We start from the raw sequence: 13,477 nt of genomic DNA on the forward strand, positions 1-13,477 counted from the left end.
TATTATCTATAGCAACAAATTAATATCGAAAAAATGCAAACAAAAAGCCAAGTCAAATATGACTTGGCTTTTTGTTGTTCTCATAGCGTTAAGCTAGCTTAATCCGTCGCTATGCGCCTTTCTTGGCCTTCTTGGTAGATTCACTCACCCACTTACCATTGACGTAATGCGCAGACCAACCCGTGGCTTTACCATCGACTTCAGTCGCAACGTATTGCTCTTTCGTCTTACGGCTAAACTTCACCGCAGCCTTATTGCCTTCATCATCAGTGACTGGCGCATCCGCTAAATACTGATACTTAGGCCATAGCAGCTCACGGTATTGAACCAGCTCCTCAACCAGAGGCGCACGGGTTTCACGTGATTTAGGGAAAGTACTAGCCGCTAAGAAGATACCCGCCGCACCATCACGTAATACGAAATGGGCATCCGATTTACTGCATTTCAGTTCGGGTAAATAAATTGGATCTTCTTTTGGCGGCGCCGCCTCACCATTTTTCAACAGTTTACGAGTATTTTTACATTCCTCGTTAGTACAACCGAAATACTTACCAAAACGACCATTTTTCAGTTCCATATCGTGACCACAGCGATCACACTCAATCAGTGGACCTTCATAGCCTTTGATCTTGAATTGGCCTTCTTCGACTTCATAGCCTTCACAGATTGGATTGTTACCGCAGACGTGTAACTTACGCTTCTCATCGATCAGGTAACTGTCCATTGCCGTGCCACAAATACTACAACGGTGCTTCGCACGCAGTGCATCTGTTTCGGCATCTTCACTGTTTTCGCTAATCGCCTCAACGCCAGGCGTGAGGTTCATCGTCGTCTTACAGCGTTCTTTAGGGGGCAATTCATAACCAGAGCAACCAAGGAAAACACCAGTCGTTCCCGTGCGGATCCCCATAGGACGACCACAGGTCGGGCACTTGATATCCGTCATCACCATTTGGTTAAGACGCATGCCACCTTCTTCAGGATCCAGCTCCGCTTTTTCTAATTGCTTAGTAAAGTCAGCATAGAAACCATCGAGTACTTTTTTCCAGTCTAACTCGCCACGAGCCACATCATCTAATGTTTGCTCCATGCTGGCGGTAAAGTCATAGCTCATCAAATCTGCAAAACTGCTCACCAATCGTTCGCTGACAATTTCACCCATTTTTTCGGCATAGAAACGACGATTTTCGACTTTTACATAACCACGATCTTGAATCGTTGAAATGATGGTTGCGTAGGTTGATGGGCGGCCAATGCCGCGTTTTTCTAATTCTTTTACTAAAGAAGCTTCGCTGTATCGTGCTGGCGGCTTAGTGAAGTGTTGTTTAGGCTGCAATTCTTTTAATGCTAATACATCGCCCTGAGCCACGAATGGTAACGTATTGTCTTCTTCGTTTTTCTTCTTAAGCGCTGTTTGTACGCGAGTCCAACCATCAAAACGTAAAGTGCGTCCCGTAGCTTTGAGCTCATAATCACCCGCTTTTACGGTCAACTTAGTGGCATCATATTGTGCAGGTGTCATTTGACATGAGACAAACTGGCGCCAAATCAGCTCATATAAGCGCTGAGCGTCACGTTCCATGTCAGATAAGGTCGCTGCTTGCACTTGAACGTTTGATGGGCGAATCGCTTCGTGAGCTTCTTGTGCGCCTTCTTTTGATCCGTATCGAATCGGTTCGGCGGGTAGATACTTATCACCAAATTCTTTGGCAATCATATCGCGCAAGTTTTCAACGGCTTCTTGACTCAAATTGGTCGAATCGGTACGCATATAAGTGATATGACCGGCTTCGTAAAGTCGCTGCGCCATCATCATGGTCTTCTTCACACCAAAACCTAAGCGTGTACTCGCGGCCTGTTGCAGTGTCGACGTAATAAAAGGAGCCGATGGTTTACTTTGAGTCGCTTTATCTTCGCGGGCCAGCACAGTAAAACTTGCTGCCGATAACGCTTGAACCGCAGCCATCGCTTGCTGTTCATTGATAGGATTAAAGGCAGCATCTAGATGCTTAACCACTTCCATCCGCAAAGCTTCTTGAGCGGGCGTATTGAGCTCTGCGTGTACATCCCAAAATTCTTCAGGCACAAAGGCTTTGATTTCGCTTTCGCGTTCAACCACTAAACGCACGGCAACCGACTGCACTCGCCCAGCGGATAAACCGCGAGCAACTTTTTTCCACAGCAGCGGCGACACCATAAAACCGACAACTCTGTCTAAGAAGCGGCGCGCTTGTTGGGCATTAACCATGTTAGTGTCGAGTGTCGACGGTTTACTAAAAGCATCTTGAATCGCAGACTTAGTAATTTCGTTGAAAACAACACGTTGATACCGTGAAGGATCACCACCAATCACCTCTTGCAAATGCCAGGCGATAGCTTCTCCCTCACGGTCTAAGTCGGTTGCGAGATAGATTTGGTCAGCAGAATCGGCAAGTGCCTGTAACTCTTTAACGACTTTTTCTTTACCCGGCAAAATTTGGTACTTAGCCGCCCAGCCCTTTTCAGGGTTTACGCCCATACGAGACACTAGCGCTTGCTGATCTTTCACCTTTTTATATTGAGCTTTTTCTTCTGGCGACATCTTCTTAACTTCGGCAGCGGATTTAACCTTTTCATTGCCTTCTGAAGTCGATGATGTCGGCAGATCACGGATGTGACCTACGCTCGATTTAACGATGAATTCTTTGCCAAGATATTTATTAATAGTCTTAGCTTTGGCCGGTGATTCGACAATAACTAGCGATTTACCCATAGTTTAATTTGCGCCAAAAAATCTCAAGAAGGTGGAAATTGGCACCATATATAGAGGGTTGTACTGATAGTTTCAAGTTAATCCCTCTTTTATATGTACCAGCGAGTCACTTTTTAATCAAAGTTGAAAAAATGTAAAAATATAATATGCGTAATTAAAAACTAATATTTCATTATTTGCCAGCAAGCAAGAAATAGTTATGCATTTATCGTGAAAAAGTCGCTTTGAGCACAAAACCGTCCGCTTGTGCACTCGAAAAGCTTCAGTATACTGGGTTCCCTCAGGGACCATATGAACAAATAATAACTTTCCCTATCACAAGGATAAGCAATGAAGCACTTTGAAGCGAATTTTGATGGACTCGTTGGACCAACACACAATTACGCAGGGTTGTCTTTTGGCAATGTCGCCTCACTTAGCAATGCCGCCTTAGTTTCCAACCCCAAAGCTGCTGCAAAACAAGGACTCCAAAAAGCCAAAGCACTAGCCGATATGGGCATGGTTCAAGGAATATTAGCTCCTCAAGAGCGCCCAGACCTCTATACATTGCGCCGAATTGGATTTTCTGGCTCTGATGCTAATGTATTAAAACAAGCGGCAAAAGAAGCGCCCATATTACTTAATGCCTGTTGCAGTGCTTCCAGTATGTGGACAGCCAATGCCGCTACAGTCTCACCAAGTGCAGATACACGTGACGGCAAACTGCATTTTACCCCAGCAAATTTAGTCGATAAACTGCATCGCAGCATCGAGCCTTTGACAACGGGGCGCATATTAACAGCAACTTTCAGTGATCCCCACTATTTTCATCACCATAGTCACTTACCTGAGCATAATAGCTTCGGTGATGAAGGTGCCGCTAACCACACTCGTCTCTGCAATGAATACGGCCATGCTGGTGTTGAGCTGTTTGTTTATGGACAAGAAGCCACCAATCCCAACGCCCCTAAACCGCAAAAATATCCAGCAAGACAAACCTTAGAAGCATCGATGGCAGTCGCACGCTTACACCAGCTGGAAGACGATAATTGCGTCTTCATCCAACAGAATCCTGATGTGATTGATCAAGGTGTATTCCATAACGATGTTATCGCAGTAGGTAATCAAAATGTCCTGTTCTACCACGAACAAGCCTTCTTAAATACCCAGAATAAGATCGATGAAATTAAACGTAAACTCGACACTGAGCTGTATTTCATTGAAGTGCCAACCGCGAAAGTAGCAATTAACGACGCAGTCAAAAGCTATTTATTCAATACTCAAATTATTACGTTGCCATCAGGTGAAATGGCAATTATTGCCCCAACAGATTGCCAAGAAAATCCCGCGGTATTTGCCTATTTGAACGAATTACTCACGTTAAACACACCGATTAAGCAAGTGCTTTATTTCGACGTAAAACAAAGCATGCAAAACGGTGGCGGCCCTGCCTGTCTTCGTTTACGTGTCGCCATGAATGAAGTGGAAGTCGCAGCGGTAAATCAACACACTCTGATGAATGATGCTTTATTTACTCGTTTAAACCTTTGGGTAGACAAACATTATCGAGACAGATTAACCACCCAAGATCTTGCAGACCCTCAGCTAATCATCGAATCTCGAACAGCTCTAGATGAACTGACACAGATCATGAAACTAGGTAGCGTGTATCAGTTCCAGCGTTAGGAATTATTCCTAACGCTGGAACTACATCATTATAAAATTCGACAGACCTACAATAGAAAAAGAGCACCTTAGATGCTCTTTTTATTTGGATAAGGTCCTTAAAACTAACTGATTCTAATCGGAATAGATAGAACCTGAGTCACTGACCCATTAGGGGTTTCAACCTCAACAATAAGAGTACCTGCATTAGGTTGCTCTTCACCTTTCAGTGTCACACTAAACTCACGTCCCGCGTTATAGTTACTACTTGGCCAAATATATTGAGCACTACTAGCAACAGAACCTGCGCTTGCTTTAAATCTAACAATACTACCAGCAGGCATTTGTTGGTTATGTAAGTCAGATATAGTGAAATAAACAGTAGCGGCATCTTTACCTATTAAGTCAATACGTTGGTCTTTGCTGATACTGTAACTATCGTCGATAAGCACATCAGCAATCGGAGTCGCATAAGCAGTACTTCCTGACATGACAATCACTAAACTGCCTCTCACATATAGTGATTTTGAATCTGTAATACCATCAGCACAAGCAGCATGTGCAGGCTCAGAGCAGAGTACACCGTTATATTTACTATCTTTTATATCAAAAACACCATTAGAATTAAAATCAATTAACTCTTCTAATTCCCCACCAATTTGTCCACCCGCTTGCTGAGGATTAAAAATGCCATCTTCATTATAATCATTGAAAGCATCATCCAAATCAAATGGCTTACCACTTACATCCTTTTGAGTTAAAAATGCTGTTGCTTCAGAAGAATCAAAGCGGCCATTGCCATTAAGATCTGGGAAGGATTCTTCGCCAATCGCAGTTGCAGTAATAGTTGCTCGACCACCATATTTCTGGCCATAATAATTACCTAAATTAGGCGCAAGTATCGCAATAGGATTGCGAATTAATGCGCCTGTTGCGTCAATAAGAGACTGCCCTTCAGGCCTAGTTAACTGACTCGTCCAAACAACACTACATGTACCTTTAACAGTCTGACAAGCATCTTCAATAGAGCCACCTTCAGTGGTAAAAGATACTGTTGTGCCATCTGGAACAGGGTTATTGAATGCATCGGCTAGGCGTGCAGTAACGGTCACTTTGGTGCCATCAACGTTCCAACCTTCAGCATTGAGTACTGTTGCAGAAAGTGAAAAACTGTCTTGATCGGGTATCCCTGTCGAGATGATGAGCTGACTTGATTGACTTGAAATAACTGGCGAAGAGCCAGCAATAGTGCCTGTTACTCTTACCGAAGTAGCAACAGTCCCTGTTCTTACAACTGTCTGAACAATGCCTTGATTGTTAGTCGTTGCACTTGATGGGTCAAGCACTATGCCTCCCGTCGTAGTGTTCAAACTAAAGTTAACTAACTGGTTACTTACCGGATTACTATTTGTGTCAAGTACCTTAAATTTAACTTCAGAAGATTCTGAGCCACCTGTACCTAAAATGGCGATATTTTGCGGTGTCGCAGACATAAATATAATGCTTCCCACGTTAGCAGGAAGTACTTTAATAGTGCCCGTAGCTGAAAGATTTAATCCACCTGCGTTAGCAGTAACATTAATAGGATCATCTCCAACGCAGCCCTTTGCAAGGTAAGTCGTTGTAGCTACGCCATTCACAGAGGGTACGGGTGAACTTATTATGGCTTCTGGTGATGATTTAGTTGAACAGGCCGATGAAAACTTAACATCCACAGGTTGGGTAAAAGGCTTACCTTGATCGTCCTGGATAACGACAGAAATAGTCGCGGTGCCACCTGCAGTTAAATCACTTGAACTAACACTTGCTTTACCAGCAACAAAAGGACTTCCACTACCCATGACTACATTTGTAGCACCAACCACCACTACTGTATTACCTTTTTCACCACTAGCTAAAGAGGCAACGATAGTTCCTGCACCTAACGTATTACCAGCATAAATATCAACACTAGCCTTTCCCTGACTATTTGTTACAGCAGTTTTGATAGGAAGGTCCCCAATATCATTGTCAAAGGTCACTATCGTAGGTTTATTAATGCCGGTGATAGTAGCAGTTAACTTACCTGGATTTAAGGATGTAATAGTTTGAATAGGTAAGCCTGTAATATCAGTTAAGGCTAAATTAACTTGTGCACCTCCACCCGCTTCACCGCCATCACCTTTCATCACAAAACCAATTTTCCCAGACTCCCCAGTATCAACTTTGCCAGTGACAGTACCTGCACCCGCAATAGTTGCTGTATTTAAAATAATAGTAGCAACACCTTCGGTATTCGTTAATGCCGTTGCCGTACTAGGATCAAAAGACCCAATATTAGAATTACTCAGAGTAAAAGTAACTAATTCACCAGCCAAGGAACCGAGTTTCGAATCAACAACTTTAGCTGATACTGTGGCAGGTGCTAAAGCAGAAATATCCGTATTAGTAATACTCAGAGTGACAGTGACGACACTTGGCGTCGGCGGAGTACCGGAACCATCATCAGAGATACTGCCCCCACCACCACATGCTGATAATAAAAGCGAACACAATCCTGCGAGAAAAACCTTATACGCTGACTTCATTGTCAGGCTCCCTGTTACTCTGATGATAATACCTAAGCGAGACGCTTATTACTTATAGGCTAACATTACACAATTTTCACGCAACTTTCCCATAACTATCTTATTTTATTTCACAAATAACACAAATATTTTAACGCTATTTGCCATTTCATCTTCGCAGTTTTCTTGCTAGTCTTGTGAGCGCCAAAAAATAGAATGTATAAAAAACACACAGGACTCTCTATGGCAATTTCTATAAAAAATAAACTCGGCCTTACAAGTAAAATTCTGATCGGTATGGGAACAGGTATTGCTTTAGGCCTCTTTCTTCGTAATGCCTTTCCAGAAAGCGATATAGTAAAAGATTATATAACCGAAGGTTTCTTGCATGTTATCGGTACTATCTTCATCTCCAGCTTAAAAATGTTAGTCGTTCCTTTAGTCTTTATTTCATTAGTTTGCGGAACTTGCTCACTGAGTGAACCTTCAAAATTAGGCCGCTTAGGGGGGAAAACCCTCGCCTTCTATTTATTCACGACCGCCATTGCTTTAGTGATTGCGATTGTCAGCGCAGCCCTAATACATCCTGGAAACGCCTCACTGGCGTCAGAAAAAATGGAGTACGTCGCAAAAGAAGCCCCAAGTCTTGCTGATGTGCTGATAAACATAGTGCCTACCAATCCGATGCAGGCATTGAGCGAAGGTAATATGCTGCAAATTATTATTTTTGCGGTCATTTTTGGCTTTGCTATTGCCCATATTGGTGAGCGCGGCAAACGTATTGCGGCGTTGTTTGAAGATTTAAATGAAGTCATCATGCGTGTCGTGACACTGATCATGCAACTCGCGCCTTATGGTGTGTTTGCGCTGATGGCAAAACTTGCATTAACACTCGGTTTAGAGACCTTTGGTAGTGTGGTTCAATATTTCTTCGTGGTCTTAGGTGTATTACTGATCCATGCGTTTGTTGTTTACCCTACACTTCTAAAACTTTTCTCAGGCCTCAATCCCTTAATATTTATTCGTAAAATGCGCGATGTGCAGTTGTTTGCTTTTTCAACCGCCAGTTCAAATGCCACTTTACCCATTACCATAGAAGCGTCTGAACATAGATTAGGTGTCGATAATAAAATCGCCGCTTTTACGCTACCGTTAGGCGCTACCATTAATATGGATGGCACAGCAATCATGCAAGGCGTTGCCACTGTGTTTATTGCGCAGGTTTTTGGCATTGAGCTCTCACTAACCGATTATGCCGTTGTTGTTGTGACAGCCACGTTAGCATCAATTGGTACCGCGGGTGTTCCAGGTGTCGGACTTATCATGCTGGCCATGGTGTTAAATCAAGTTGGCTTACCAGTGGAAGGGATTGCCCTGATTATCGGTGTCGATCGCTTACTCGACATGGTACGTACTGCTGTAAACGTCACTGGTGATTGCGTAGCAACTGTAATTATTGCTAAATCAGAGGGCGAATTTAACGAGCAAGTGTTTAACAACACTCAAGCGGGTAAAGTTGCTAGAAGTTTTGATGAGCAAGTTCATCATTTAGATAAATCGAACTAAACCTCACAAAGACCAAAATGACGCCCAGCTTCAGTGTTGGGCGTTTTTGTTTGAACGCAATACAGTTAACATGTCTATTGTTAGCAAAATGTGAACGCGCCAATAGTACGGAAGTTTGTTTTTAGATACATTATGTTTACTATTTTAATACGTTTAATGGGAGGGGGTATAAATGTGGTGGAGAAGTCTTTGGATCCTGATTGCATGCTGGCTATTGAGTGCCCACTTTGTACGTTACGAACAAATTAACTTTGCCATTCCTTTTGCACTTGCGCCTTTGGTCTTATTTTTTAACTCAGTTTACTTACTTCGTTTATTACAAATTTTATTATTTATAAGTGTCTTTGCCGTCTGGGGCGTCACAACCATCGAAGCGGTACATCTGCGATTAGCGCAAGAAATGCCTTGGTTGAGATTGTCTTTTATCATGATGGCGGTGATGTTATTTACCTTAGGCGCGATTATGTGTGGCAACGGCATTTTGCGGATCAGAAAACAAAAATCGCCTTGGGGAAATTCCCCGATACGCTAACACTTTAACGGCAAAACCTTCTTATTCAACAATTAATTAGTACTTATTTTGACCACAAGCTCAACTCGGTCAGCAAAGGTTAAGTTCAACTAAGATATGCTGATCCTCTATTTGGTTATCAGTGTGATTTTGCGTAGACTAGTTTGCTAAAGCTTAGCTCATACACTTTAAGGCATTATATTATGAGAATTTTGGTTGTTGAAGACGATCCTATTTTATCCCACCACTTAAAAGTGCAATTAAGCGATCTCGGCAATCAAGTTCAAGTGGCACTGACTGCCAAAGAAGGTTTTTATCAAGCCACTAATTATCCCATCGATGTCGCCATTGTCGATTTAGGGCTACCCGATCAAGATGGTATTAGCTTAATTCAACAGCTCCGTGAAGCGGGTCTTAAAGCACCAATATTAATTCTCACGGCACGAGTTAATTGGCAGGATAAAGTTGAAGGCCTAAACGCCGGAGCCGATGACTACTTAGTGAAACCCTTTCAAAAAGAAGAGCTTGTTGCAAGGCTTGATGCCTTAGTGCGCCGTAGCGCAGGTTTTGTTAAACCCGTGATTTGCAGTGGAGAATTGAAACTCGATCTCGCCGCAAAACAAGTCACTCTGGGTGACGAAGTCATGGAAGTCACTGCCTTTGAATATTTAATCCTCGAATATTTGATGCGCCATTGTCATGAGGTTGTCGCCAAGCAACGTTTACTCGATGTGATTTATGGTGATAAGGAAGGCGATCCCAATACGATTGAAGTCATGGTCAGCCGCCTGCGTAAAAAACTGACCCGCGATGGTATAGATAACCCCATAGTGACCATCCGCGGCCAAGGATATAAATTTAACCTGCCATGCAATTAAGATTAAAATTCAAGAAACGTCTGCTGACACGGATGTTTCTCACCTCACTATCAATTATTACCTTAGTGGGTTTTGGTCTCGCATGGATGGTTAATATTCTGCATGCGCAAAATAGTTATAACGAAGAAACTGCCCAACTCATTGCTGAAATCCCCCAAGTCGCCGCCGAATTACGGGAGCACGATCTTATCCCCGATACCAGTGCTTGGCTGGAAGAAAATAATAAACAAGAGCGTTATGTAATAGCGAGCTGCGATGACAAATTTAAGCAGGTTTGGACCTCATCCCTCGCAGTAGATCGTGGCTTATTTGATACCTGTGAGCGTTTTAACGAAATCCGTAACGACTCCCCGCCCTACTACCTCACCATGGCTGACGACAGAGGATATTTCGTCTATTTGCTCGCGGTAGAAATTGCCAGTGTGCATTACAACCTCCTCGTCATGAAAGATGCCGCCAAACTGGAGCAAGAATACAGTAAGTTCAGTAAACGTACTTATATTCGTTTAGCTATGGTATTGGCCTTAGCCTTAATTCTATTGGTCAGCGCCGCCTATTGGGGCATGCGTCCCTTGGTACGGATGCAAAATGAACTGCAATCAATTAACCAAGGGAAGAGTAAATCACTTTCTGAGGGCTATCCTGTTGAACTTGAAGGCGTAACGCAAGCACTCAACCAGATGTTGCAACAATCGAGTGCCCAACAACAGCGCTATCAAAATGCTATGAATGACTTGGCACACAGTCTTAAAACCCGCTTAGCCGCCGTGCATGCCATTACAGATGACGCCAGTTTGAGTAAACAATCGGCAAGCGAAAAGATCATGGAACAAGTCAGCCAGATGGATCAGCTGGTCAAATACCAATTAAAACGGGCCATGTTAGGCCGCCAAGGCCTGAAGCAAGAACAAACTGTTATTGCGCCCTTAGTCGATCAATTAGCACAAATGTTGTTTAAAATTTATCGAGAAAAACAAGTGCAGTTCTCGGCCAACATCTCCCCCTCTTTGATGTTCCCCGGCAACAAGGGTGACTTAATGGAGCTTTGTGGCAACCTTATGGAAAATGCTTTCCGCCTGTGTATCAGCCAAGTGCATGTATCGGCTAAAATTAACTCACAAGGTGAGTTTGAACTCATTGTTGAAGATGATGGCCCTGGTGTTGAAGAAAGCTTAAGACAGAAGATTATCCAACGTGGCGTGCGTGCCGATACTCAGTCCCCAGGGCAAGGGATCGGATTAGCTGTCTGTGATGAAATCGTTCACAGCTACGGTGGCAGCTTAAAAATTGAAGAAAGTCGCTTAGAAGGGGCGCTCTTTAGGATCCGTATCCCAGTGTAAGAAACTGGGATACTATCAGGCAATCACCGCATATAACTGTTCGGCTCGATTAAACATGATCCAAGAAGTGGCAATATATTTGTCACCACTCACAGGTTTATTTCCTCGATGTGAATGAGTAAATCCCGCAGGCGCTATCACCATAGTACCTTTTTTGGGGGAGATTTTACGCTGTTGATAATAAAATTCGGTTTCGCCGCCCTCTTCCACATCATTTAAATAAAACATATAGAGCACGACGCGATGCAGAGCTTCATTGTGACCATTCTGCGGGAATTGCTCCGAATGCCAATGGGGATAACCGCCTTTATTTTGCTGATACTTTTGAATATTAATACTGCCACTGCGATACAAATACTTCACTAAGCCATCGGCCCTAGGCGCACCCAGCGTCGCAAAATTAGTCGGAGTTAACGTCACTGGTTGGCCCTGCTCATCACTCACTGACACAGCAACCGCACCCATTAGTGCCATTGAATACTTTGTGAAATAATCTATCGCGCCCTTTAAGGTATAACCTAAGAGTTCGTTTCTGATGGGCTGCAGGTCGATGAAACTATCTAAGGTCAAATCGCGGCTGATCTTCTTCTCCAGATCGACGCCATTGCCCGTTTGTCCATCAACAACGCCAGCATGTTGCTCAAATGCCAGAATGAGACGGTCACACAAGTCATTCGGCAACGCATTAGGGTATACTTCAATAAAGTCCATACTTCCTCAATGGAGTGGCTACTTTCTAGGCTTACTATGCTGACATGTTAGTTAAGTAATTGTAAAGCAGCATCATTGAGATAAAATAACCCACATTACGCTTCACGATAACAAGAATATGAAAAAAAGCTGTAAAGTCTCAGTCCATCAACTTCAAGTCGGCAACTTTGTGCGTTTGCCCGTGGCTTGGAAAGATCATCCCTTTTTATTCAGTAGCTTTCATATTAAACAAGCTGCGCAAATCGAGTTGATTAAAAATCTGGGCATCGAACATGTCATCGTCGATTTAGAACGCAGCGACGTCGCCCCGATACATGCTGATGCGGTCAACCCTATCAAATTGCCGCCAAGTGCTGAAATCAATGTGCTTAAAAACGACATGGATCAATACAAGGCTGAGCAAATCGAAGTACAAAAAAAATTACGCCGTGACATTAATAAAACTGAGCAAAATTTTACCCGCTCAGTAGCCATGATGCGCAGCCTCATCTCTAAGCTACGTAATCGCCCCTTAAATGCGGTCGATGACGCCAAAGATTTGGTCCACACCATAGTCGAACAGCTGCTCAACTCAGATAACTTAGTGCTGCATTTGATGAGTGATGCTAAGCAGGATGAAAGCATTTATTATCACTCCTTGAATGTTGCGATCCTCTCTATGCTGATCGCCAAAGAAATGGAATGGGATAGAAGTGAAATCGAAACGGTCGGTCTCAGTGCCCTGTTCCACGATGTGGGTAAATTAAAAATCCCACCACAAATTCTAAAAAAATCGACACCTTGGTCAGCACCAGAGCTTAATTTTATCAAGCAGCATCCTTTACTTGGGATTGAACTGCTCAAATTAGCCGATAATTTTCCCCAAGCAGCCTTACCTGCAATCACCAATCACCACGAGTTTCTCGATGGCAGTGGTTATCCCAAAGGCCTAAAGGAAGAGGCTCTCGATAAGGTATCGCAACTGATTGCGGTAGTGAACGAATATGACTCCTTGTGTTACCCAAGCCAACAGGGCAAAGCCAGAATGCCCTACGCCGCACTGGGGCATTTGTATAAGCAATACAAAACTAAGCTAAATCAAGAGTATATTGGCAAGATGATCAAGATGCTGGGCATTTATCCCCCCGGCAGTGTGGTGGAATTATCCAGCGGTCAATATGCCATGGTGATGTCGGTTAACTTAACTAAACTGCTATGTCCAAAAATATTGGTTTACGATGCCTTAGTGCCTAAAGATCAGGCGCCTATCGTTGATCTGGAAATTGAAGGGATCAGCATAGTGCGCTGCTTACCACCTGCGGCGCTTCCTGAAAAAGTCCACGAGTATCTAAATCCGCGCGAGCGAGTGAGTTACTACTTTGGCGGCGATAGTCGTAAGTAGTTGATGAAGAAACTGGCTTAACGATTATGTCTAACGAGACTCACTCATTTAAGCAAAGTCATCGAGTCTCACTCATTGAATGAACATGATTAAATAAAAGTGATAACAATAAGGGTCGAATATTGCATTCGACCCTTATTTTTAATTC

The 13,477-nt window shown here is 43.3% G+C and carries 9 protein-coding genes; 6 read left to right on the forward strand and 3 right to left on the reverse strand.

Annotation, left to right across the window (positions count from 1 at the left end):
* Nucleotides 1-109: 109 nt before the first annotated feature.
* Complete coding sequence (gene topA / locus KO533_RS01585; RefSeq protein ID WP_105252683.1) at nucleotides 110-2,752, reverse strand: type I DNA topoisomerase; 2,643 nt, start codon at nucleotides 2,750-2,752, stop codon at nucleotides 110-112.
* A 330-nt stretch (nucleotides 2,753-3,082) separates the two neighbouring features.
* Between topA and astB the strand changes: the two genes are divergently transcribed.
* On the forward strand, nucleotides 3,083-4,417 hold the full coding sequence (gene astB, locus KO533_RS01590; RefSeq protein ID WP_131523320.1) for an N-succinylarginine dihydrolase: 1,335 nt from the start codon (nucleotides 3,083-3,085) through the stop codon (nucleotides 4,415-4,417).
* 104 nt (nucleotides 4,418-4,521) lie between these two features.
* On the opposite strand, the gene KO533_RS01595 is transcribed toward astB, so the two are convergent.
* A complete protein-coding gene (locus tag KO533_RS01595) occupies nucleotides 4,522-6,963 on the reverse strand; it encodes a hypothetical protein (protein WP_212600191.1) in 2,442 nt (813 codons plus the stop codon).
* A 222-nt stretch (nucleotides 6,964-7,185) separates the two neighbouring features.
* Between KO533_RS01595 and KO533_RS01600 the strand changes: the two genes are divergently transcribed.
* From KO533_RS01600 to KO533_RS01615, 4 genes are all read left to right on the forward strand, one after another.
* Nucleotides 7,186-8,508, forward strand: a complete 1,323-nt coding sequence (locus tag KO533_RS01600; RefSeq protein WP_219252615.1) for a dicarboxylate/amino acid:cation symporter — start codon at nucleotides 7,186-7,188, stop codon at nucleotides 8,506-8,508.
* 172 nt (nucleotides 8,509-8,680) lie between these two features.
* Nucleotides 8,681-9,040: a hypothetical protein gene (locus KO533_RS01605; RefSeq protein ID WP_028759715.1), complete on the forward strand. Its 360-nt coding sequence runs from the start codon at nucleotides 8,681-8,683 to the stop codon at nucleotides 9,038-9,040.
* Nucleotides 9,041-9,222: 182 nt separating this feature from the next.
* On the forward strand, nucleotides 9,223-9,897 hold the full coding sequence (locus KO533_RS01610; RefSeq protein WP_028759714.1) for a response regulator: 675 nt from the start codon (nucleotides 9,223-9,225) through the stop codon (nucleotides 9,895-9,897).
* Nucleotides 9,888-11,237, forward strand: a complete 1,350-nt coding sequence (locus KO533_RS01615; protein WP_028759713.1) for a sensor histidine kinase — start codon at nucleotides 9,888-9,890, stop codon at nucleotides 11,235-11,237. Before KO533_RS01610 ends, KO533_RS01615 begins: the two co-directional genes overlap by 10 nt.
* Before the next feature lie 15 nt (nucleotides 11,238-11,252).
* Here KO533_RS01615 and KO533_RS01620 read toward each other — a convergent pair whose 3' ends face one another.
* Entirely contained in the window at nucleotides 11,253-11,948 is a 696-nt protein-coding gene (locus KO533_RS01620; RefSeq protein WP_219252617.1) for a 2OG-Fe(II) oxygenase, read from the reverse strand.
* Between the two features lie 118 nt (nucleotides 11,949-12,066).
* On the opposite strand from KO533_RS01620, the gene KO533_RS01625 reads away from it, so the two are divergent.
* On the forward strand, nucleotides 12,067-13,329 hold the full coding sequence (locus tag KO533_RS01625) for an HD-GYP domain-containing protein (RefSeq protein ID WP_028759711.1): 1,263 nt from the start codon (nucleotides 12,067-12,069) through the stop codon (nucleotides 13,327-13,329).
* Nucleotides 13,330-13,477 lie beyond the last annotated feature (148 nt).

It is taken from the genome of Shewanella sp. NKUCC05_KAH, assembly GCF_019345585.1.
Taxonomy (GTDB): domain Bacteria; phylum Pseudomonadota; class Gammaproteobacteria; order Enterobacterales; family Shewanellaceae; genus Shewanella; species Shewanella oncorhynchi.